Origin of the sequence: Nonomuraea sp. NPDC049480 (genome assembly GCF_044465905.1) — a bacterium.
GTDB lineage: Bacteria > Actinomycetota > Actinomycetes > Streptosporangiales > Streptosporangiaceae > Nonomuraea.
In genome coordinates this window covers 118,661-140,642 of the sequence record NZ_JBITMD010000011.1, presented here as the reverse complement: position 1 = coordinate 140,642, position 21,982 = coordinate 118,661, and the positions used below count along the sequence as shown (strand labels likewise).

At 69.7% G+C, this 21,982-nt stretch carries 18 protein-coding genes; 6 read left to right on the top strand and 12 right to left on the bottom strand.

Annotated features, from left to right (window positions below; all coding sequences use genetic code 11):
- Window positions 1-14: 14 nt before the first annotated feature.
- Window positions 15-2,183, bottom strand: a complete 2,169-nt coding sequence (glgB, locus tag ACIBX3_RS30175; RefSeq protein ID WP_397123142.1) for a 1,4-alpha-glucan branching protein GlgB — start codon at window positions 2,181-2,183, stop codon at window positions 15-17.
- 308 nt (window positions 2,184-2,491) lie between these two features.
- Between glgB and ACIBX3_RS30170 the strand changes: the two genes are divergently transcribed.
- From ACIBX3_RS30170 to sppA, 4 genes are all read left to right on the top strand, one after another.
- Window positions 2,492-4,381, top strand: a complete 1,890-nt coding sequence (locus ACIBX3_RS30170) for a S8 family peptidase (protein WP_397122803.1) — start codon at window positions 2,492-2,494, stop codon at window positions 4,379-4,381.
- A gap of 214 nt (window positions 4,382-4,595) precedes the next feature.
- Window positions 4,596-6,047: a S8 family peptidase gene (locus ACIBX3_RS30165; protein ID WP_397122801.1), complete on the top strand. Its 1,452-nt coding sequence runs from the start codon at window positions 4,596-4,598 to the stop codon at window positions 6,045-6,047.
- Window positions 6,048-6,227: 180 nt separating this feature from the next.
- Window positions 6,228-7,586, top strand: coding sequence for a S8 family peptidase (locus tag ACIBX3_RS30160; RefSeq protein ID WP_397122799.1), 1,359 nt, complete (start codon window positions 6,228-6,230; stop codon window positions 7,584-7,586).
- Window positions 7,587-7,720: 134 nt separating this feature from the next.
- A complete protein-coding gene (sppA, locus tag ACIBX3_RS30155) occupies window positions 7,721-9,418 on the top strand; it encodes a signal peptide peptidase SppA (RefSeq protein WP_397122797.1) in 1,698 nt (565 codons plus the stop codon).
- Window positions 9,419-9,517: 99 nt separating this feature from the next.
- Here the strand turns inward: sppA and ACIBX3_RS30150 are convergent, their stop codons facing one another.
- Window positions 9,518-10,741 (bottom strand): 5'-nucleotidase C-terminal domain-containing protein, encoded by a 1,224-nt coding sequence (locus ACIBX3_RS30150; RefSeq protein WP_397122795.1) that lies wholly within the window; start codon window positions 10,739-10,741, stop codon window positions 9,518-9,520.
- Here ACIBX3_RS30150 and ACIBX3_RS30145 point away from each other — a divergent pair.
- Window positions 10,734-11,024 carry a hypothetical protein gene (locus tag ACIBX3_RS30145; RefSeq protein ID WP_397122793.1) on the top strand — a complete coding sequence of 97 codons (291 nt, stop codon included), beginning with the start codon at window positions 10,734-10,736 and terminating at the stop codon, window positions 11,022-11,024. The two genes, ACIBX3_RS30150 and ACIBX3_RS30145, sit on opposite strands and share 8 nt — an antisense overlap.
- 109 nt (window positions 11,025-11,133) lie before the next feature.
- Here the strand turns inward: ACIBX3_RS30145 and ACIBX3_RS30140 are convergent, their stop codons facing one another.
- The 5 genes from ACIBX3_RS30140 to ACIBX3_RS30120 form a co-directional block, all read right to left on the bottom strand.
- On the bottom strand, window positions 11,134-11,616 hold the full coding sequence (locus tag ACIBX3_RS30140; RefSeq protein ID WP_397122791.1) for a flavin reductase family protein: 483 nt from the start codon (window positions 11,614-11,616) through the stop codon (window positions 11,134-11,136).
- A gap of 70 nt (window positions 11,617-11,686) precedes the next feature.
- Entirely contained in the window at window positions 11,687-12,616 is a 930-nt protein-coding gene (locus ACIBX3_RS30135) for an ABC transporter substrate-binding protein (protein WP_397122789.1), read from the bottom strand.
- Between the two features lie 38 nt (window positions 12,617-12,654).
- Entirely contained in the window at window positions 12,655-13,347 is a 693-nt protein-coding gene (locus ACIBX3_RS30130) for an ABC transporter permease (RefSeq protein ID WP_397122787.1), read from the bottom strand.
- 28 nt (window positions 13,348-13,375) lie between these two features.
- On the bottom strand, window positions 13,376-14,056 hold the full coding sequence (locus ACIBX3_RS30125) for an ABC transporter permease (RefSeq protein ID WP_397122785.1): 681 nt from the start codon (window positions 14,054-14,056) through the stop codon (window positions 13,376-13,378).
- Entirely contained in the window at window positions 14,049-15,107 is a 1,059-nt protein-coding gene (locus ACIBX3_RS30120; protein WP_397122783.1) for an ABC transporter ATP-binding protein, read from the bottom strand. The genes ACIBX3_RS30125 and ACIBX3_RS30120 overlap by 8 nt, the downstream gene beginning before the upstream one ends.
- A gap of 266 nt (window positions 15,108-15,373) precedes the next feature.
- Here ACIBX3_RS30120 and ACIBX3_RS30115 point away from each other — a divergent pair, with 266 nt between their 5' ends.
- On the top strand, window positions 15,374-17,251 hold the full coding sequence (locus ACIBX3_RS30115; protein ID WP_397122781.1) for a hypothetical protein: 1,878 nt from the start codon (window positions 15,374-15,376) through the stop codon (window positions 17,249-17,251).
- Between the two features lie 119 nt (window positions 17,252-17,370).
- Here ACIBX3_RS30115 and ACIBX3_RS30110 read toward each other — a convergent pair whose 3' ends face one another.
- From ACIBX3_RS30110 to ACIBX3_RS30090, 5 genes are read right to left on the bottom strand one after another with little or no spacing between them, the layout of a single operon-like run.
- Window positions 17,371-18,534 carry a lipid-transfer protein gene (locus tag ACIBX3_RS30110; RefSeq protein WP_397123140.1) on the bottom strand — a complete coding sequence of 388 codons (1,164 nt, stop codon included), beginning with the start codon at window positions 18,532-18,534 and terminating at the stop codon, window positions 17,371-17,373.
- On the bottom strand, window positions 18,531-18,944 hold the full coding sequence (locus tag ACIBX3_RS30105; protein ID WP_397122779.1) for a MaoC family dehydratase: 414 nt from the start codon (window positions 18,942-18,944) through the stop codon (window positions 18,531-18,533). The genes ACIBX3_RS30110 and ACIBX3_RS30105 overlap by 4 nt, the downstream gene beginning before the upstream one ends.
- A complete protein-coding gene (locus tag ACIBX3_RS30100) occupies window positions 18,941-19,861 on the bottom strand; it encodes a bifunctional MaoC family dehydratase N-terminal/OB-fold nucleic acid binding domain-containing protein (protein WP_397122777.1) in 921 nt (306 codons plus the stop codon). Before ACIBX3_RS30100 ends, ACIBX3_RS30105 begins: the two co-directional genes overlap by 4 nt.
- Entirely contained in the window at window positions 19,858-21,012 is a 1,155-nt protein-coding gene (locus ACIBX3_RS30095; protein WP_397122775.1) for an acyl-CoA dehydrogenase family protein, read from the bottom strand. The genes ACIBX3_RS30100 and ACIBX3_RS30095 overlap by 4 nt, the downstream gene beginning before the upstream one ends.
- Complete coding sequence (locus tag ACIBX3_RS30090) at window positions 21,012-21,980, bottom strand: acyl-CoA dehydrogenase family protein (RefSeq protein WP_397122773.1); 969 nt, start codon at window positions 21,978-21,980, stop codon at window positions 21,012-21,014. Before ACIBX3_RS30090 ends, ACIBX3_RS30095 begins: the two co-directional genes overlap by 1 nt.
- Window positions 21,981-21,982: the final 2 nt, after the last annotated feature.

Sequence of the window (21,982 nt, the reverse complement as noted above, 5' to 3'; positions counted from 1 at the left end):
CGTCTCAGCTCTGGTCAGCTCTGGTCCGTCGGGTGTGAGCCCTCGTGCGTGAGCCACACCGCGCCGAGCGGCGGGACCCTCAGCGTGGTCGAGTACGGCAGCCCGTGGCATCCCTCGACGACCGCCTCGACGGCCCCCATGTTGCCCACGCCGCTGCCCCAATAGTCGTAGGCGTCGGTGTTGACGATTTCCGTCCACTGCCCGGCGTACGGCAGCCCGAGCCGGTAGTTCTCGTGCGGCGCGCCGCTGTAGTTGACCACGCACGCCACCGCGGACCCGTCGTTCGCGTACCGCACGAACGAGAACGTGTTGCCCGCCGAGTCGTCGGCGTCGATCCACCGGAACCCGTCGGGCTTGGTGTCCTGCTCCCACAGCGCCGGGGTCTCCTTGTAGACCCTGTTCAGGTCCCGGACCAGCCGCTGCACGCCCTGGTGCCCGTCGAACTCCAGCACCCACCAGTCCAGCCCGCGCTCCTCCGACCACTCCGAGCCCTGGCCGAACTCGCCGCCCATGAACAACAGCTGCTTGCCGGGATGCGCCCACATGAACGCCAGCAGCGCCCGCAACTGCGCGAACCGCTGCCATTCGTCCCCTGGCATCTTGCCGAGCAGCGACCCCTTGCCGTGCACGACCTCGTCGTGCGACAGCGGCAGCACGTAGTTCTCGGAGTACGCGTACAGCAGCGAGAACGTCATCTGGTGATGGTGGTACTGGCGGAAGACCGGCTCATGGCGCAGGTATTCGAGCGTGTCGTGCATCCACCCCATGTTCCACTTGAACCCGAAGCCGAGCCCGCCCAGGTGCACCGGCCGTGACACCCCCGGCCACGCCGTCGACTCCTCCGCCACGGTGGTGATGCCGGGCGCCTCGCGGTAGACGACGGCGTTCATCTCCTTGAGGAACTCGACCGCGTCGAGGTTCTCCCGGCCGCCGTAGACGTTCGGAGTCCACTCCCCCTCACGCCGCGAGTAGTCCAGGTAGAGCATCGACGCCACCGCGTCCACCCGCAGCCCGTCGATGTGGAACTCCTTCAGCCAGTAGAGCGCGTTGGCGACCAGGAAGTTGCGCACCTCCCTGCGGCCGAAGTCGAAGACGTACGTGCCCCAGTCCGGGTGCTCGCCCCTGGCCGGGTCGGCGTGCTCGTACAGCGGCGTGCCGTCGAAGCGGGCCAGCGCCCAGTCGTCCATCGGGAAGTGCGCCGGCACCCAGTCCAGCAGCACGCCGATGCCGTGATGGTGCATCCGGTCCACGAAGTGGCGGAACTCGTCGGGAGTGCCGAACCTGGCCGTCGGCGCGTAGTACGACGTCACCTGGTAGCCCCACGACCCGCCGAACGGGTGCTCGGCCACCGGCAGCAGCTCCACGTGCGTGAACCCCATGTCGGCGACGTACTCGGAGAGCTGGTCGGCCAGCTCCACGTACGTCAGCCCCGGCCGCCACGAGCCCAGGTGAACCTCGTAGACGCTCATCGGCTCGGCCAGCGGGCGCTGGTCCCGCCGGGTCTCCATCCAGGCGTCGTCCTCCCACGAGTACGCGGACTTGTCGATCACGGACGCGGTCAACGGCGGCACCTCGGTGCGCCTGGCCATCGGGTCGGCCTTGTCCCGCCACACGCCGTCGGCGCCGAGGATCTGGTACTTGTACCGCTCACCCGGCCCCAGCCCGGGGACGAACAGCTCCCACACTCCCGAGCGGCCCAGCGACCGCATCGGGTAGGCGGTGCCGTCCCAGTGGTTGAAGTCGCCGACGACCCTGATGCCGCGCGCGTTCGGCGCCCAGACGGCGAACGCGGTGCCCTGGACGTCCTCGTGCTCCATCACGCGCGCGCCGAGCGCCTCCCACAGCCGCTCGTGCCGCCCCTCCCCGATGAGATGCAGGTCCACCTCCCCCAGCGTGGGCCAGTGCCGGTAGGGGTCGCGGACGGTGTAGGGATCGGCGCCGGCGTACTTGACGCTGAACGTGTAGGAGGGCACCTTGTCCAGGCCGGGGACCGTGGCCTCGAACACCCCGTGGGACTGGTGTTTCATGTCATGGGCCGTACCGTCGTCCAGCACCACGCTGACCCGCTCGGCGAGCGGGCGCAGCGTGCGGAAGACCATCCCGCCCGCGGCGGGGTGGGCTCCCAGCACAGAGTGCGGATCGTGGTGTGCCCCGCCCGCGAGTCGGTCGAGCTCTGTCCTCATCGGCATGCTCCCAACCTTGCCCTACGATGACCGTCCATCCCAGGCACTGCCCGCTTTCACCGAGACAATCACAGAAAGTGCAAAATCCCGGCTTCATCACAAGAGGAAGCCGGGATGGATGACTGATCCTTTCCATGTTCTTGGCTCGGCATGCTGGTGGGCCGCTCGTCGCGATCTTCGTTGTCCGGCGGACAGGCTGAACGATCGGGGTGCGCCCGCTGAAAGTTCGGTGAGAAACCGGACCCAGGTCTGTGCGTGTCCGGCAAATCGCCCTAAACTCCTAGATCATCCCCCTCGGAGGAAGACGCGTGCGACTTCGCCACCTGATCGTGTGCTCTATCACGCTGGCCCTGATGCCGTTATCGGGCCCGGCCTACGCAGAGGACCCGGCCCCGACGCCCACCCCCGGCGTTTCGCAGAAGGTCGAGGAGGGCTTAGGCGCCGACGGGGGCACAGAGCGGGCCATCGTCGAGCTGACGGACCCCGCGCAGCACGAGCCCGTCGCGAGTCAGGCCGCGGCCGAGAGCGTGGACGTGCTGCTGCGGCCGCAGAACCAGTCGTTCATGGTCGTGGAGGGCACCGCGGAGGAGCTGGCCAAGCTGGCCGCGGACCCGCGGGTCACCTCGATCCACCGGGACCGTACGTACACGCCCGCGGACGTCTCGCCCAACCTCAAACTGATCGGCGCCGACCAGGCGCACGGCAAGGGCTTCACCGGGACCGGGCAGGCGATCGCCGTGCTGGACACCGGCATCGACCGTGACCACCCGTGGTTCGGCGGCGGCCGGATCGTGGCGGAGGCGTGCTTCTCGGCCGTGGAGAGCGGCGTCGAGTCGCTGTGCCCGAACGGGCAGCCCGAGCAGATCGGCGCGGGCGCGGCCGACGCCATGACCGCGAAGTGCCTGGCCGGCAGCGTGAACATGTGCGACCACGGCACCCACGTCGCGGGCATCGCGGCCGGCACCGGAGGCGTGGCGCCGGGCGCGGGCATCGTGGCGGTGCAGGTGTTCAGCCGGGTCAACGACGAGGGCATCTGCGGCGAGGCGTCCTGCCTGCTGGCGTTCGAGTCGTCGCTGCGGCTGGCCATGGACTACGTGGCCGGGCTGGACCAGCCGGTCGCGGCGGTGAACCTGAGCCTGGGCGGCGCGCTGTCCGAGACCGCGTGCGACACCGGCGAGGAGGGCGCGATCTTCAAGCCGAAGATCGACGCGCTGCTGGCCAAGGGCGTGGCGACCGTGGTGGCAGCGGGGAACGAGTCCTTCGAAGGGGCCTCGTATCCGGCCTGCATCTCCTCGGCGGTCGCCGTCGGGGCGAACGACGGCACCGACGCGATCGCGGACTTCTCCAACCGGAGCGCGCTGCTGGACCTGTTCGCGCCGGGCGTGGACATCGAGTCGTCGGTGCCGGATAACCAGACGGCCGTGTACAGCGGCACGTCGATGGCCACGCCGCACGTGGCCGGGGCGCTGGCGCTGATGAAGCAGGCCGCAGGGGCCGCGGCGGCGATGCCCGATCTGATCGACACACTGAAGAAGACCGGCCGGCCGTACGTGTACCAGGCCAACGGCACTCAGGTCACCACGCCGCGCCTGGACCTGGCGGCGGCCCTGGCCGGGGCGACGCCGCAGCCGTCCATCTCGCAGACCCCGATCGTCCCCGTCCCGGACCCCACGGAGAGCGGCCCGAGCCCCGAGCCCGACGACCCCTCGGACGACCCTGATCCGGAGCCGTCGGACGATCCCGAGCCGTCGCCGTCCACCTCGCCGGTCCCGCTGCCGACCGTCACGGTCACGGTGACCGTCACGCCGACGCCGGCCACCGCGGCCGCGGTCTGCACGCGTGGCACGGCCGCCAAGAAGATGACGGCCAAGCAGTGGGCCGTGGAGATCCACCGCAGCCGCGGCACGATCCCCGACGCCACGCTCACCTGCTACCTGAAGCTGATCGGCAAGTCGAGCAAGGTGTTCCCCGAGCTGACGAAGGCGTCGTCGCTCGGGAAGGCGTACCGGGTGCTGAAGGGCACCAAGACCGGCAAGGGCAAGCTCGACAGCGCACTGCTGACGGGCTGGCTGAACTGGGCGCACGGCACGAACGGCACCACGACGCTGACCGCCGCCGAGAAGGTGCGGCTGGTCAGCAAGCCGTCCGCTGCGGCGCTGAAGAAGGCGGCGAAGAAGGTCCTCAAAACCGTCAAGTAACTAAATATCGGAAAAAGGCCGGTCGTTTCGCGACCGGCCTTTTCTCTTAGGCTTCATCCAAGCAAAAAAGCCTCCATCGTTCCTCTGGATCACATAGGTCACCGACATCACTGTCGTCGCAGGTGGGGATGCATGCGGCTGTACGCAAGCCGGGAGCCGGAAGAGCTTCACGGCTCCAGCCTCAGCACGTCACAGCTCATCCTCGGAGGAATCAGTGAGGCTACGGTCCTTGCCGGCCTGCGCCACTGCGCTGGCCGCCATGTCCGCCGTGTTCTGCGCGGTTCCGGCGCTCCACGCCGACACCGTCGACAACCCGGCGCCGCCCGTCCACGCTCCGGCCCCGCCCATCGGCAGCCCCGGGCCGTCGCCCGGCAATGCCCCGATGCAGGCCGACACCAGCGACCCGATCGTCAGTCCCGCGCTCGACGCGGAGATCCGGCAGAAGAAGACGGTCCGCTCCATCATCCAGATCAAGCCGGGCCAGAGCGTCGAGGCAGTCGCCGGCAACATCGAACAAGGCTCCAGCGGAAGCCGGGTCCTGGACACGGCGAAGTCGCCGCACTTCTTCGTGGCCGAACTGGACGGCACGACGCTGGCCAAGCTCAAGCAGGACCGGCGCGTCCAGTCCGTGTACAAGGACGAGCTGAGCAGGCCCCTTCTCGACAGCAGCACGCGGGTGATCCGCTCGGACCGGGCCAACAACGCGGGCTGGACCGGCACCGGCACGACGGTCGCCGTTCTCGACACGGGGATCGACCGCGACCATCCGTTCTGGGCCGGCCGTCTGGTCGACGAGGCGTGCTTCTCCTCCACGTACGCCGCGTACCGCGCGGTCTCGCTCTGCCCGAACAACCAGCCCAGCCAGATCGGGCCCGGAGCGGCGAACGCCGAGATCGCGCAGTGCTCGGTCAACGGCCGCAACGGGTGCGGCCACGGCTCGCACGTGGCCGGCATCGCGGCGGGCAGGCGTGTCACGGGCGCGCCGGCCAACGGCGTGGCCCCTTCGGCCGGCATCCTGGCGATCCAGGTCTTCAGCCGGGTGGACGACCCCGCGATCTGCGGCGGCACTGCGCCGTGCTTCCTCAGCTTCACCTCCGACCAGAAGCTCGCGCTGGAGTACGTGGCGCGGGTGGCCGTCACCCGGAACATCGCGGCCGTGAACATGAGCCTCGGGGGCGGCGGCCCGTATCGTACGACCTGCGACGCGAACCCGAGCGCCGCCGCGGTCAAGCCGGAGTTCGACGCCCTGCTGGCCCTGAGGGTCGCGCCTGTGGTGGCGGCGGGCAACAACGGCTTCACGGACGGGGTCTCCGCGCCCGCCTGCATCTCCACCGCCATCACGGTCGGCGCCACCCGGGACAGCGACACGCCGGCCGGCTTCACGAACCGCGGCGGGTTGCTGGACCTGTTCGCGCCCGGGGAGTACGTCAACTCCGCGGTGCCCAACAACACCTATGTCGTGTACAGCGGGACGTCGATGGCCGCGCCGCACGTGGCGGGGACGTTCGCGCTGATGCGGCAGGCGTACCCGGCCTTCTCGGTCGCGCAAAGCCTGCAGCGGCTGCGGGAGACCGGCGTGGGAATCCTGTACTGGGCCGGGACGTACATGACCACGCCGCGGATCAACGCCGAGCGGGCCACCGCCGGCGCGCGCACCAGCGTCTGAGCAGGTCGACCGCGACCGAGACCGCCACTGAGACCGACAAGGGCCGGATCCCGGGTCCGGCCCCTTCGCGTGTCTGGGATCAGAACAAGAAGCGGTAACGGAACACATCCGCCTCTCTGACACCATCTGTTCAATTACTACACTTCCATCGCAAAGTCCCTTGAACCCCCGGAGGAACAGTTGAGACTCTCGTCTCTGCTGGCCGGCGCCATCGCGTTAGCCGCCACCTCGGCGACGCTGGTCGCCACACCCGCGTTCGCCGACCCCGACTCCAAGATCGACCCTGCGATCTCCGCCACCGGCGAGCACCGCGCCATCGTCCGCGTACAGCAGCCTGCCCAGGTCGCTTCCACGCAGGCCAGCGCGGAAGAGGTCAAGCAGGGCAGAAGGAACGTCTCCGCGGAGCAGCCCTCTGAGGTCGCCGGCAAGCTGGACTTCTTCGTCTACCGCGGCACCCGCGCCGAGTTGGAGAAGGTCGCCGAGCAGTCCGCCGTCGTCTCCATCCGCAAGGACAAGCTCAACGAGCCCACCCTGACGCAGAGCATTCCGCTGATCGGGGCCGACCGGGCGCACCGGCGGGGGTTCACCGGCAAGGGCACAGCCGTCGCGATCCTCGACACGGGCATCGACAAGGACCACCCCGCCTTCGGCGGCCGCATCGTCGCCCAGGCCTGCTTCTCGGCCGCCGACCCCGCCGACGGCTCCACGCCGCTGTGCCCGAACGGCAGCCAGTTCCAGATCGGCGACGGCGCCGCGGACGCCGAGACGGGCGCGTGCATGACGAACGCGCCACAGCCGCAGTACGGCCTGTGCTACCACGGCACCCACGTCGCCGGCATCGCGGCCGGCCAGGCCACGGCCGAGTTCCCGGCCAACGGCGTCGCCCCGAAGGCCAAGATCGTCCCGGTCCAGGTCTTCAGCCGCTTCGACAACTCGCCGTACTGTGCGGGACGTCCCGTCTGCGTCCTGGCGTACGACTCGTCGATCCTGACCGGCATGGCGTACGCGGACGTGGTCGCCGCCCAGTACAACCTAGCCTCGGTGAACCTGAGCCTGGGCGGCGGCGAGTACGACACGGCCTGCGACGAGGGCGACGGGGCCGACTTCAAGGCCGAGGTGGACAAGCTCCAGGCCAAGGGCGTCGCCACCGTGGTCGCCTCGGGCAACAACGGCTACGACGCATCGGTGTCCTGGCCGGCCTGCGTCTCCAACACGGTCACGGTGGGCGCCACGGACAAGCAGGACGCCGTGGCTTCGTTCTCGAACCGGGGGGCGATGCTGGACGTGTTCGCACCGGGCGTGGCGATCAAGGCCGCCATCGTCGACGACACGTACGCGTCGTTGAGCGGCACGTCGATGGCCACCCCGCACGTGGCGGGCGCCTTCGCCCTCCTGCGTCAGAACCACCGCAGGGCGAGCGTCGACCACCTTCTGGACGCGCTGAAGCGCACTGGCAAGCCGATCACGTATGACAGCGCGGGCGCGGAGGTCACGACCCCAAGGATCAACGTGCAGGCCGCCGTCAGAGACGTACGCTGACGATCGCAAGGGGCGAGTGCCCTCGGGCGCCCGCCCCTTGCCCCATCCCTTCAGCAGACCTTCTTGGCCGTGCCTGCCGTATGCGCAATGTGCACCTTGCCGCGATTCGAAATGTGTCGCTTAGGGTGGCTTCTATGGACGCAGGCAAGGCGATCTTCGAAACCGTCGACAGGCTTCGCCAGCGGCGCACGGCCCCGCTGGTCCTGGAACTTGATCTCACCGAGGGCGTCACGGAGGGTCCGCCGGCGGATCCGCTCACCGCGGTGCTGTCCATGCGCAAGACCCGTCTGGCCGACGTCCTGTCCGGGCTCCGGCGGGCCAGGCAGGACTCCAGGGTCAAGGCACTGATCGTGAAGATCGGCGCCAACCCGATGGGCCTGGCCATGGTGCAGGAGATCCGCCAGGCCGTGAGCCAGTTCCGGGCCTCCGGGAAGCTGACGGTCGCGTTCGCCGAGACGTTCGGCGAGTTCGGCGGGGGCACCGTCCCCTACTACCTGGCCACCGCGTTCGAGCGCCTCTACCTGCAGCCGAGCGGCGACGTCGGCCTCACCGGGGTGGCGCTGGAGCAGCGCTTCCTCAAGGGGGCGCTGACGAAGCTGGGCGTGGGATACGAGGTCGGCCAGCGGCACGAGTACAAAACCGCCGCCAACACCTTCACCCAGGACCACATGACCGAGCCGCACCGCGAGTCCATGGGCCGCATCGTGGAGTCGGTCACCGAGACGATGATCGTCGGCATCGCCGACGGCCGCCGGCTGGACCCGGGCAAGGTGCGCGAGCTGATCGACCGGGGCCCGTTCACGGCCGCGGAGGCGAAGGAGGCCGGGCTGGTCGACGGGCTGGCGTACCGGGACGAGGTGTACGACGAGGTCAAGCAGGCCGCGGGCGGCGACGCGCACCTGCAGTACGTCTCCAGGTACGCCCGGGCGTCGGCCATGCGGAAGCTGCCGCATCCGATGGCCGACGGGGTCGCGCTCGTCCACGGCACCGGCATGATCAAGACCGGCCGCAGCGGCCGGAGCCCGCTCGGCGGCGGCGGGGCGATGGGCTCCGACACGATCAGCGCCGCGCTGCGAGCGGCCCGGCGCGACGAGCACATCAAGGCCGTGGTCTTCCGGGTCGACAGCCCCGGCGGCTCGTACGTGGCCTCCGACACGGTGTGGCGCGAGGTGTGGCTGACGCGCAAGGTGAAGCCGGTGATCGTCTCCATGGGCGACCTGGCGGCGTCCGGCGGCTACTTCGTGTCGATGGCCGCGGACGTGATCGTGGCCCAGCCGGGCACCCTGACGGGCTCGATCGGCGTGTACGGCGGCAAGCCCGTCCTTTCCGAATTGCTCGGAAAAATGGGGATAAATTCGGAAATGGTGGCCGAGGGGGCGAACGCTGGGATGTTCTCCACGTCCCGCGGCTTCTCCGCCGAGCAGTGGGAGCGGATCAACGCCTGGCTCGACCGCATCTACGACGACTTCGTGGGCAAGGTCGCCAAGAGCCGCAACCTGACCCGGGAGCGTACCCACGAGCTGGCCCGCGGCCGGGTCTGGACCGGGGCGGACGCGCACGCGCACGGACTGGTGGACGAACTCGGCGGGCTGGAGGACGCGCTGGCGCTGGGAAGGAAACGCGCCGGCCTCGCCGACGACGCTCCCGTCCGCATGTACCCGCGGCTCAACCCGTTGGAGCGGCTGCGCGGGCCGGAGTCCAGCGAGGACAAGTCGGCCGCCCTGGCCAGGATCCGGCTGGACGCCTGGGGACCGCTCGCCCGCCTGTCCGCCGAACTGGGCCTGCCCGCCACCGGCCCGCTGATCCTGCCGGAGTGGTACGTGATCCGCTGATCCGGCACAGGGGACGGCCCTGCTCACCGGCGATCGCCGTGCGGAAGATGTCCCGTCCGGCGATCGCCTTGACGACCAGGCACTCTGGCGTCGTGTGACCTACTTCATCGTGACGCGGTCGCCCTTCGGCGCGTGCACCGGTGAGTGGTTGGCGATGTACGAAGCCAGCGCTCCCGTGTTGTCCGGTCCGCTGTGGGACACGCTGGTCGCGAAGTTCCATTGCGGGAAGCCTTCAAAGCCGCCCGCCAGGATGTAATTGGTCGCGATCTTGATCTTCTGGGTGTCGGACACCGGCGCGCCGTTGAGCGTGATCTCGGTGACCACTCCCTTGGTCAGGGTGTAGCGAAGTGACGACGAGGGCGTCAGCACCCCGTTCTGCGGGCTCGCGTGCCCCAGCACCCACTTGAGCTGCGCACCGGTCATCTGCCATACGTCGACGGCCAGCCCGGAGGGCTGGACCTCCCACACCTTCGCGTACTTGATCGGGCCCGCCTTGAAATACGCAGGGGGGATCTGACGCTTGCTGACGAGGGCGACCTCGGCGCCTGTGACGGCCTGGACGGACTCCAGCTGGGAGTCGGCGATCAGTTCGGCCAGCGGGCCGCCCATGTCGGTCTTTTTGATGTCGTCGGTGGCGACGCCGATCGTCGTGTCACCGTCCGGCCCGCCGCACTTGGTGTAGTAGATGATGTTGGAGGTGAGCCTGTCCGGCTGATTGATCTCGATCCGGACCGAAAACTTGCCCGTCTCCCGATCCCAGTCAAACGTCTCCAGCACCGCGTGGAAGACATCGCCGTGGTCGGCCGGCACGTTGACGGTCTTCCAGTCCTCGGCGCCGACGACGCGGTACTGGATCTCCTGCGCGCCGGCGGGGACCTCGAAGTAACCGTGGATCTTGAAGTTCACCGGGCACTTCGACGGATTGGTCCGCTCGAAGGCGATGGACGCCTTGCGCACCAGGTTCTGAGCCGGCTTGTCGCCGTCCTCCCCGGTGGGAGGCGGCGGCGTGGCCTGGTCGGCCGGCGCGTCCGCGCCGATGGCGGAGGTGGCCACGCTGTCCCACACGTCGCCCGTGCTCTCCTCGCCGCCGGTACAGGTGACGGTGAACGAGGCTTTCCTGGACGTTTTCTTGACCGGGCTGACCAGGCGAACCGCGCCCCAGCCACGCGCGTCACCGGTGACCTTTATCGACGTGGACAGCTTGACGGTTTTGATGCCCTTGCCGCCGACCTTGTAGGTCTTGATCCTGCTCTTGTCCCCGTCACTGAAAGCCCATACGTACTTCAGCACCACCGGCGCTTTCACCTTCACCGTGGTGGACAACGTCACGTTCGTGGGGCAGGCGCCCGTATGGGCTTTGGGTAAAGCGGAAGACGTGCCGAAAACAACTGATTTCGGGGCGGCCTGCGCCCCGAAGGCAAAGGCGCCGGATGCCAGGGCGATAACCGCCACCAGCCCCCCGATCCGGCGTCCGGCCTTGGCCGATAAGCTCACAGGATTCCTTCCGTTGATCTTGGACGGAGGAATCCTGACAGATCTTGATCAAGGAGAAATAACAATCCCGCACGATCCCCGCATTACTTCCCGTGATCAATCGGACGCGTAGATGCCTGATTCAGGAAAGGGCCGAAGCGGCCGGTCATCATTCGAGCCGGATTGCCGGCCGAGAAACCGGCCGTACTCGGACTTCGGGAATACAGCGGCCGGCTCGCCGGTCAGGCGCCCATCGCCCGGTAGCGGCCCCGAAGGCGGACCAGAGGCTGGAGGGTGGGGTTGATGTAGGGGATGGACAGGACCGTGGCGAGGAAGAGGGTGTGGTCGCCGCCCGAGATCACCTTGGTGGTCTCCGCCTCCAGCGCCGCCACGCCGCCCTCCACCACCAGCGCCTCCGTCTGCGGCCCCCGATGGTGGGGCACCCCGGCCACCAGGAGGCGGGCACTCGGTCGCCCGGGGGTGGCGAAGCGGCTGGCGATGGCCGCCTGGCCGGAGGACAGCAGAGAGGCCGCCCAGCGGTCCTGACGCAACAGGACCTCGTTGAGGTAGCCGCGGCTGGCCAGGCTGACCAGCACGAGCGGGGGCTCCAGCGACACGGACATCAGCGCCGACACCGTGGTACCGAGGTCGTCGCGCCCGTCGCGTACGGTCACCACCGCCACCCCGGCCGCGAGCTGCGCCATCGCCTCCGTGAACTCGCTCACCGCGACCACCCCGGGACGACGCGCGAAAGCCCGGAGGGCCCCCGCACCGCGGAGGCCCTCAAGGAGCGGGTCAGGCGAGGCCGTTGGAAGTCAGCCATTCCTTGGCCACCGTGGCGGGCTCGTCCTTGTTGACGGAGATCTTCTGCATCATCTCGAGCAGGGACTCTGTAGTGAGCTTCGCCGAGATGGAGTTCAGCGTGGTCCTGATCGTGTCGGTCGCGCCCGCCTTGTTGAGCAGCGGCGTCACATTCTGGGCGGGGAAGATGTTCTTGGGGTCCTGCAGCGGCACCAGGTTGTTGGCCGTCATCTTGGGGTCGGTGGTGAACACGTTGCCGACCTGGATCGAGCCGTCCTTGATCGCGTCCGCGGTGGTCGGCCCCGTGGGCTTCCACTCCTTGAACTCGATCCCGTAGACCTCCTTGAACCGCGCCTCCCACCGCTTCTTGAACTCGGGCGGGCCGCCGACGGTCATGGTCTTGGAGACCTTGGCCAGGTCCTCCATGGTGTTGAGCGACTGCTTGGTCTGAGTGTCCTTGGCGATGGACAGGCTGTCCTTGTCCTCGGCCGGCGAGGAGTCCAGGACCTCCAGCTCGGCAGGCAGCTTCTCCTTCAGCGCGGCGTTGACCTCGTCGGTGGTCGCCGCGGTGTTCTGCTGGTCGACGAAGGCGAGCAGGTTGCCGTTGTACTCGGGCACGATGGTCAGCCCGCCGCTCTTGACCTGGTCGTACACCGCCTCGCGGCTGCCGATGCGCGGCTTCTCCTCGACCTGCACGCCCTTGGCCTCCAGCGCCTGGGCGTAGATCGACCCGAGCAGCACGCTCTCGTCGAAGTCGAAGGAGCCGACGACGGCCTTGCCACCCCCGCCAGAGGCCGAGCCGCTGGGAGCCGCGCTCGTGGTGTCGAGCGGGTTGCCCGCGTTACCGGTGCCGCCACCGCCGCAGGCGGCCAGCGCGAGCATCGCCGAGATCAGCACCCCCGCGATGCCGTACTTGCGTCTCATCTTGCTTTTCCCTTCTAAGCGGGAGGTAATACAGGAGACTATCGAACCTTGAGCCGCTGGCTCACCCCCGGCGAGACCGTCACTCTCTGGGCGAGCGTGAACAAGATCTGCACCACCAGCGCGAAGAGCACAATCAGTACTGAACCGCCGACGACGCTCGCGTAATCCTTCGTCGCGAAACCGTCGATCACATACCGCCCGAGTCCGCCGAGACCGGTGTAGGCGGCGACCGTGGTGGTGGCCACGACCTGGATCGCCGAGAGCCGGCAGCCCAGCAGGATCAGCGGCAGCGCGACCGGCACCAGCACCCGCAGGAGTACCTGCGGGCCGCGCAGCCCCATCCCGTACGCCGCGTCGCGCAGCTCGGGATCGACCCCCTTGATCCCCTCGTACGTGTTCACCAGGATCGGCGGCACCGACAGCAGCACCAGCGGGATGATCACCGGCCAGATCGAGGCCGCGCCAAGCAACAGCACGAACATCACCAGCAGGCCCAGCGTGGGCAGCGCCCTGGCCAGGTTCGCCGAGACGACGACCAGCACCTCGCCCCGTCCGGTGTGGCCGATCAGCAGGCCGACCGGCACCGCGATCAGCACGGCCAGCGCCAGCGCCAGCGCGGAGAACTCCAGGTGCTCCAGCAGCCGCATGGGGATGCCGTCGGACCCCGACCAGTTCTCCGGGTCGCCGAAGAACTCCCCCAGCCAGGAGAAGAAGGCGGTCAACCAGCCCATGACGCGACCTCCCCGCCGAAGCCCACGCTCATGACGCCTGCCCCTTCCGTGCCCGCACCCACGGGGTGAGCAGCCTCTGCGCCAGCACGATCAGCCCGTCGGCGATGAGCGCCAGCGCCACGATCAGCACGATGCCGACGATGACCGGCGGCATGAACGGGTTCTGGTACGCCCGCGTGAACAGCCCGCCGAGCCCGCCCTGCCCGATCAGCGCGCCCACGCTGACCAGGCTGATGCTGGACACCGCGACCACCCGCAGCCCGGCCAGCACCACCGGCACCGCGATCGGCAGCTCGACCTGCAACAGGCGGCGCAGCGGCGTGAAGCCCATCGCGACCGCCGACTGGCGTACGTGGTCGGGCACCGAGCCCAGTCCGTCGACCACGGCCGGGATCAGCACGGCCACGCCGTAGAAGGTCAGCGGGATGATCACCGTGGTCTGCGACAGCCCGGTCACCGAGATCAGCAACATGAAGACCGGCAGTGACGGCAGCGCGTAGACCACGTTGAAGAGCCCGGCGGTCGGCTGGTAGAGCCAGCGCCAGCGCACGCAGGCGAGCCCGAGCGGGAGCGCCACGACGAGAGCCAGGAGGATCGGCACGAGGGACATGGTCAGGTGGTCGGCGAGCAGGTTGCGGATGCTGTCGACCCGCCCGGTGTCCCAGTTGCGGCCGATCCACTCCCAGATCGAAGGGGGACCGTCACCCATCTGCGGCCTCCGCGAGCGCCTGGTCGAGCGCCTCCCTGGTGGCCACGCCGACGACCTTGCCCTGCTCGTCCACGGCCACCGAGCAGCCGGACGGCGACAGCAGCGCCGCATCGAGCGCGGAGCGCATGGAGTCGCGGGCGTACACGAACGTCCCGTACGCCTCCAGTTCCCCGGGGCGCTCCCCCGAGGCCCAGCCGGTCGGCCGGCCGTCGGCGTCCACCACCAGCAGCCAGGGCTCGGAGGTGCCGCGCTCGGCGCCCTCCTCGACGGTGAGGTCCGTACGCAGCCGCAACCCCTTGGTGGAGACGAACTGCAGCCGCCTGATCCCCCTGTCGTGCCCGAGGAACTCGCGGACGAAGTCGTCGGCCGGCTCAGAAAGCAGCGTCTTGGGGGCGGCGAGCTGCGCCAGCGTGCCGCCCACCCGCAGCACGGCCACGCGGTCGCCGAGCTTGATGGCCTCGTCGATGTCGTGGGTGACGAAGACGATGGTCTTGTTCAGCTCGGCCTGGAGCCTCAGCAGCTCGTCCTGGAGGCTCGTCCGCACGATGGGGTCGACCGCGCTGAACGGCTCGTCCATGAGCAGAACGGGCGGGTCGGCGGCCAGCGCCCTGGCCACGCCCACGCGCTGCTGCTGCCCGCCGGACAGCTGGAACGGGTAGCGCCCGGCCAGCGCGGGGTCGAGGCCGACGCGCTCCAGCAACTCCATGGCCCGGCCGCGGGCCTTCTTCTTGTCCCAGCCGAGGAGGTAGGGGACGGTGGCGATGTTGTCGACGATCTTGCGGTGCGGGAACAGGCCGGCCTGCTGGATGACGTACCCGATGCCGCGCCGGAGAGTCGGCGGGTCGATGCCCTGCACCGGCACGCCGTCGAGCAGAATCTGCCCCTCCGAGGCGTCGATCATGCGATTGATCATCCGCAGGGAGGTCGTCTTGCCGCAGCCGGAAGGGCCGACGAGCACGGTGATCTCGCCGGTGGGCGCCTCGAGGGTGAGGCGGTCAACGGCGACCGTTCCGTCTGGGTAGCGTTTGGTGACAGCGTCGAAGGTGATCACGCGTGACCTCTCGCTCGTGGCAGGGCCGCGGCCCCCCTGCCACGACCGCCGCATGATCTCTTGGAGAGACAGACTACGGCGAAGGTGGCCCATTGTGTCCCCCTGGGCCCCGCTTAAGCGGTTCACTGACCAGGCATATTTGCTTAAATCTGGATCTGGTAGTGCGCCAGGCCTGTCCGTGTTGGCATGATTACCTCCACAATCTTCAGACGCGTATCCCTCACCTACCACCTCAGCGTCCGCACACAGCAAGAGGATCCGGCCCTGTGTCCCAGCCGCTCACCGATCAGCGCCCACGCGCTCAACTGATCGCAGAGCTCTACGACCGTTATGCCGCCGGGCTGTTCGCGTACTGCGCTGACCAGCTCGGCGACCTAGGCTCCGCGTCCGACGTCCTGGCGTCGGTGCTGTCCGGCGTGCCGGACACAGAGCCGCCCCGTGCCGCTCTCTACGCGTACGCCCGCCGTGAGATCCACCGGCGGGACATCGTCTATTCGCCTCCTGCCGTGGACCCGCTCATCGACCCGGCCACGGCCCTCGTCGAACGCACCCTGCGGGAGCTGCGCCCGCACCAGCGGGAGGTGCTGGTGCTGTGCGCGGTCTGCGGGCTGAGCAAGTCCGAGCTCGCCTGGGTGCTCGACGTCGCGCCCGACACCGCGGAGGAGCTGGCCGTGGGGGCGGGGCATCGGTTCAGGCATGCCCTGGGGGCGGCGCTGGCCTCCACCGGGGTACGCGTGCCCAAGCCGATCGCCGACGTCTACGGCGCCCTGGGCGTCGCGCCGCTGCGCGACGTGCTCGGCCGCCTGCCGTGGCCGCAGCCGCCGGGGGCACTGCGCATTCACTTCGCGGGTTCCCGTGCGGCGGCTCCCGCGCCGCTGTTCGTCAAGCCGCGCTGGCCCAGCCCGCCGGTGTGGCCGCAGCCGCTGGCCGACGCCGACCCGGCGAGCAGCACGATGATCTTCCCCAAGGAGCTGCTGACGCCGCCGTCGCCGTCACGGGTCTCCCAGTACGAGGCCACCACGGCCCCGTTGCCGCAGCTCAGTGACTCACTCGGCATGTCCTCGGACCTTGCCCGCCCGCTCAGAGAGCCGCTGAGCACGCCCGCGAACGTGGCCCGCCCGCTCAGGGACCCGCTGAGCGCCCTGGACGCGGCCCGGCCTTTCGTCGGCGACTCTCCACGCGAAAGGGGTCCCCGCCCATTGGACCAACGCGACGGGAAGCCCCGCGGATCGGACTCGCGCGAATGGCCCCCCCGAGGAAGGGACCCTCGCGAAAGGAACCCTCGCGAAAGGAACCCCGGCGAAACGGACCCTCACGGATGGGACCCTCGCGAAAAGGACCCCGGCGAAAGGGACCCTCGCGGATGGGATCCGTACGGCGGGGATCCGCAGTCCCCCACCCCACTCGCGGAGCGGTCGTTCTTCATGGCGCCGGAGGAGGAGGGCGGGGCGCAGCCGTTCGCCACGGGCGACGTGTTCCTGCCCAAGGACTCGCCGGAGCCGTTCGCGACGGGGGATGTGCTGCTGCCCAGCGACGGCTCGCCACCGCCGCTGTCCCTGGCGGGCGACGTCCTGTCAGCTGAGGCCCCGGATCGTCCCTCCCGAGGAGGCCTGCGCCGGCCCCGTCCCCGGCGGCCGCAGCCGTCCCCGGCGGACGACGTGCTGGTGCACAAGGGCCCGGCCCGCCCGCTCCATTTGGTGCCGCAGCAGGAGGAGGCCGACCCGGTCCGTGACACGGCGCCCCAGCAGCGGGTGAACCCGATCCGCGACACGGCGCCCCAACAGCGGGTGAACCCGATCCGCGACACGGCGCCCCAACAGCAGGCGGACCCCATCCGCGACCGGGCGCCGTTGTTCAAGCCGCGCCCCAAGCAGCCGGAGCCGGTCTACCGGTTGCCCTGGGAGGACGAGCCTGAGGAGAAGGAGCAGGAGCCTCTGGCGCCCAAGGAGTCCTTGCTGGCGCCACGCGCGGTCCGCGCCAGGCCCGTGCCCAAGCGCCGCCCGGAGCCGGAGAGTTTCGGGATGGAGCAGAGCCACCGTCGCAAGGACCGCCACTACGACTGGGCCTGGGAAGTGATCGGCTTCCTGATCTGCGTGGCGATCGCGATGATCGTCTTCTTCTCCGTGCCGATGTTCGTCGGCTAGGCTCCGTCGGGGCGCCGCCGGGTCGAGCGTGTTCAGGCGGTCCAGGTCGGCGATGATGTCGATGGCCACGATCTTGCCGTCCGCGATCGTGAACGCCCCGACGGCCAGTACCTCACCTACTAGCCGGAGGAGAGGATCAGCCCGCTCGTCGGGACGCCGGTGCCGGCCGTGACCAGGACGTTGGCGACGCCGCTGAGCTGGTTGGCGGCGGTGCCCCGGATCTGGCGCACTGCCTCGGCGATGCCGTTCATGCCGTGGATGTACGCCTCCCCGAGCTGCCCGCCGTGCGGGTTGACCGGGAGGTGGCCGTCCAGCTCGATCCCTCCGTCCTGGATCAGGCCGGGCGCCTCACCGCGGCCACAGAAGCCCAGTTCCTCCAGCTGCGCCAGGACGAACGGGGTGAAGTGGTCGTACAGGATGGCGGTTTGGATGTCCCGGGGCGACAATCCGGACATCTCCCAGAGCTGCCGTCCGACGAGGGACATCTCGGGTAGGCCGCTCATGTCGTCGCGGTAGTAGCTGGTCATCATCATCTGGCCGGCTCCGGAGCCCTGGGCGGCCGCCGTGATCACCGCGGGCGATCTGCGCAGGTCGCGGGCGCGTTCGGCGGAGGTCACGACCAGGGCCACCGCGCCGTCGCTCTCCTGGCAGCAGTCGAGCAGGTGCAGCGGCTCCACGATCCACCGGGACGCCTGGTGCTCCTCCAGCGTGATGGGCCGCCCGTGGAACCAGGCGGCCGGGTTGGTGGCGGCGTGCCTGCGCATGGCCACCGCCACCCTGCCGAAGTCCTCCGACGTCGCGGAGAACTCATGCATGTAGCGCCGCGCGAACATGGCCACCCAGGCCGCCGGGGTCATCAGCCCGTACGGCACGTGCCAGCTCATCTCCAGGCCCTGGGAGGTGGGCTCGCCCGTCAGGCGGGAGTTCGGCTGGCCGAAGCGGCGCCCGGAGCGCTCGTTGAACGCCCGGTAGCAGACGACCGTCCGCGCCATCCCCGTGGCCACGGCCATGGCCGCGTGAGCGACGGTACCGCAGGCCGCGCCGCCGCCGTACTCGACGCGGGAGAAGAACGTCAGGTCGCCGATCCCGGTCTCCCTGGCGACGGCGATCTCCTGGTTGGAGTCCTGGCTGTAGGTGACCATGCCGTCCACGTCGCCCGGCGACAGCCCGGCGTCGTCCAGCGCCGACAGCACGGCCTCGGCGGCCAGCCGCAGCTCCGAACGCCCTGACTTCTTGCTGAACTCGGTGGCGCCGATGCCGGCGATGGCGGCGCGTCCGCTCAACAACGTCCGCCCTCCTCGGGGAGTATGAGGGTGACGGTGCCGGTGGCGTGGTCGCCCAGGCTGACCTTGCCGCGCACCTGGACCGTGACCTGGCCGTCCGCGCGCGACACCACGGTCCCGTCGAAGCTCAGGCGGTCCCCCGCGTACGCCGGAACGCCCAGTTTGACGTCGATGCGCTTGATGACGGCCTCGGGGCCCGCCCAGTCGGTGACGTAGCGCTCGACCAGGCCCATCGTGGTGAGGATGTTGAGGAAGATGTCCTTCGAGCCCTGGGCGCGGGCGAGTTGCACGTCGTGGTGCACGGGCGTGAAGTCCATGGTGGCCAGGGCCGTGGAGACGACCATGGTCGGCGTGAGGTCGATGGACAGCTCCGGCAGCACGGCGCCGAGTTCGGCGAGGTCCCCGGTCATGGCTCCCCCGGCGCCCACATCGGCAGGACGAGCTTGTCGTCCATCGGGCGGTACGTCACGCGCAGCGGCATGCCGATGGCCACCTCCTCGATCGGGCAGTCCACGACGTTGCCCACGATCCGTACTCCTTCCGGCAGCTCCACCACGCCCACCACGAACGGCGTCTCACGGCCCGGCACCGGTGGGTGGTGGTGCACGACGTAGCTGTAGAGGGTGCCCGCGCCGCTCGCGACCACGTACGAGCGGCCGGTCGAGCGGCAGTGCGGGCACAGCGGCCCCGGCGGGTGACGCAGCAGGCCGCAGTCGGCGCAGCTCTGGATGCGCAGCTCGCGGCTCCGCACGCCCTCCCAGAAGAACGCGGTGTCCTGGTTGACCGCGGGCTGGAGCGGATAGGGCTCCTGGGATTTCTTGGCGGGCGGGCGAAATTTCAGGACACGGAACATCATCTCGGCCACCGGCTCGTCGTCCTCGGCGTACCAGATGACGTTCCAGGTGGCGAAGTAGCCCACGCCCAGAGCGGTCCGCTTGGGCCCCGCCAAGCCCGAGAACCTCGTCGCCGGCGTGAGCCGCTCGCCCAGTCGGGCGTAGCGGTGGTAGGTCTGCTCGCAGTTGGTCGCCACCACACCCGTGTAGCCGGCGGCGTTGAGCGCGGCCAGCACGTCGTCCACCGGAGACCTGTCCTTGGCCGTGGCCGGCAGCCCCTGCATGGTCCATACCTGGGCCATGGCGGGCGGGGCGACGCCCCTGTCCAGGTAGACGGGGTTCTCGTCGCCCATGGCGGCCAGCCAGTGCCGGATCATGGGGACGTTCACCGGGTCGGGCGCCGGGGTGCCGCGTACCTCTCCCAGCGCCGCCTGCTTGTCCGCGAGGTCGTGGAGCTCCTCGTCCGTCATCGGGCCGGTGATCGGGCCCGTCATCGCGGCGGCCTCGGCAGACTCAGTCCGAGCATCGCGATCAGCTCGCGCTGCACCTCGTTCACGCCGCCGCCGAACGTCAGCACCACGGCGCCCTTCACCCCGTGGTCGGTGCGTTCCAGCAGCTCGGCCGTCTCCGGGTCGGAGGGGTCGCCGTACCGCGCCAGGACCTCGCCGACGATCCTGCCGACCTCCTGCATGCGCTCGGAGCCGTAGATCTTGGTGGCCGACGCGTCGGGGGCGCCCAGCCAGCCGAGGTCCATGTTGGCGGCCACCTGCCAGTTCAGCAGCTCGTTCGTCCGCAGCGCCACCCACACCCGCGCCAGCGCGCGCCGCACGTCCGGGTTCTCCACCAGGCCGGTGCGCCTGGCCCAGGCCAGGAAGCGGTCGTACGCCTGGCCGATGTTGCCGGCGGGGCCGAGCGTGACGCGTTCGTGGTTGAGCTGGTTGACGATCAGGTCCCAGCCCCGGTCCACCTCGCCGACCACCATGGTCACGGGGACGCGGACGTCGGAGTAGTAGGTGGCGTTCGTGTGATGGCGGCCGTCCATCGTCGTGATCGGGGTCCACGAGAAGCCGGGGTCGTCCGTGGAGGCGATCATCATGGTGATGCCCTTGTGCTTCTTGGCCTCGGGATTCGTCCGGGCGGCCAGCCAGATGTACTGGGCGTAGTGGGCGCCGCTGGTGAAGATCTTCTGGCCGTTGACGACGTAGTGGTCGCCGTCGAGCACCGCCGTGGTCCGCAGGGACGCCAGGTCGGTGCCGGCTTCGGGCTCGCTGTAGCCGATGGCGAAGTGGCATTCGCCGGCGAGGATGCGCGGCAGGAACAGGTCCTTCTGCTCCTGGGTGCCGTACTGCATGAGCGTGGGGCCGACGGTCTGCACCGTGATGATCGGGTACGGGACCGCGGCGCGGGCGATCTCGTTGGCGAAGATCTGCTGCTCCAGTGGGCCGTAGCCGCCTCCGCCGTACTGCTTGGGCCAGCCGAGGCCGAGCTTGCCGTCACGGCCGAGGCGGCGGCAGTGCTCCATGTACGCCTCGCCGAACGGATCCTGGGAGATCTTCCTGCGGTCCTCGTCGGTGAGGCAGTTCTGGAAATACTCGCGGAGTTCGTCGCGGAGCCTGCGTTGGTCCGGGGTCAGGTCGATCAGCATCAGACGAGCGCTCCGATCAGGTCCAGCTGGGCGTCGGCGCCGCCGAGCAGGTGGGACAGGTGCTTGGCCTGGGCGAAGTAGCGGTGCAGCGGGTAGGTCACGTCGAGCCCGAGGCCGCCGTGCAGGTGCTGACAGGTGTAGAGGGCCTTGAGGGCCTCGCCCACGTGGTAGGCGGCCAGCGCCAGGTCCTGCTCGGCCGGCAGTCCCTCGCCCAGCCGCCAGACCGCCGACCACATGGCCACGTCCAGTGCCCGCCCGGCGACGTAGACGTCGGCGATCTGCATGGTCACGGCCTGGAACTCGGCCAGCGCCCGGCCGAACTGCTTCCTCGTCCTGATGTAGGACGTGGTCAGCTCCAGCGCCCCGGCGAGCACGCCACTGGCCTGGGCGGCGACGGCGGCCGTGAAGAGCCGCCGGGCCCCGGTGACCGCCTCGGGCCCCGCCACCCGCTCCCCAGGCGTGTTGTCGAGCACGATCGTGGCGGCGGGCTCACCCGTGGAGGTGAACTCCGCCGTCGTGGCCGGCTCCCGCACCAGGAACAGGCCCTCGTCGGCGGTGACCAGCGCGGCACCGCCCGGATACAGCACGGAGATCTTGCGGCCGGTCAGGGTCCAGCCGCCGCCGGACTGCCGCGCGGCGGTCGCCGGCGGATCGGCCAGGGCGCGTCCGGGCTCACGCAGCGCGAGCGTGACCCGGTCGGCCCGCTGCTGCTCAGGCGTGCCGTAGCGGGCCAGGGCAAGGGTGCTCGCCAGCGTCGGCAGCGCGGGGACCATCGCCGCCCGCGCGCCCACCTCCCGCAGCACCACGGCCATCTCCACCGGCCCGAGCCCGGCGCCGCCCGCCTCCTCCGGCACGCACACGCTCATCAGCCCGGCCTGCCACAGCCGCTCCTCGTCCCCTTCCCTCGCGAGGACCTCGGCGGCCAGCTTCCGCAAATCCTGCTGGGTTTCGTCCAGGTTGAAATCCACAG

Bases quoted from the DNA above. Each gene is read 5' to 3' on its own strand.
- glgB (WP_397123142.1), bottom strand. From the start codon at position 2,183: ATGAGGACAGAGCTCGACCGACTCGCGGGCGGGGCACACCACGATCCG.
- sppA (WP_397122797.1), top strand. From the start codon at position 7,721: ATGGACGCAGGCAAGGCGATCTTCGAAACCGTCGACAGGCTTCGCCAG.
- ACIBX3_RS30135 (WP_397122789.1), bottom strand. From the start codon at position 12,616: ATGAGACGCAAGTACGGCATCGCGGGGGTGCTGATCTCGGCGATGCTC.
- ACIBX3_RS30130 (WP_397122787.1), bottom strand. From the start codon at position 13,347: ATGGGCTGGTTGACCGCCTTCTTCTCCTGGCTGGGGGAGTTCTTCGGC.
- ACIBX3_RS30125 (WP_397122785.1), bottom strand. From the start codon at position 14,056: ATGGGTGACGGTCCCCCTTCGATCTGGGAGTGGATCGGCCGCAACTGG.
- ACIBX3_RS30105 (WP_397122779.1), bottom strand. From the start codon at position 18,944: ATGACCGGGGACCTCGCCGAACTCGGCGCCGTGCTGCCGGAGCTGTCC.
- ACIBX3_RS30100 (WP_397122777.1), bottom strand. From the start codon at position 19,861: ATGACGGGCCCGATCACCGGCCCGATGACGGACGAGGAGCTCCACGAC.
- ACIBX3_RS30095 (WP_397122775.1), bottom strand. From the start codon at position 21,012: ATGCTGATCGACCTGACCCCGGACCAACGCAGGCTCCGCGACGAACTC.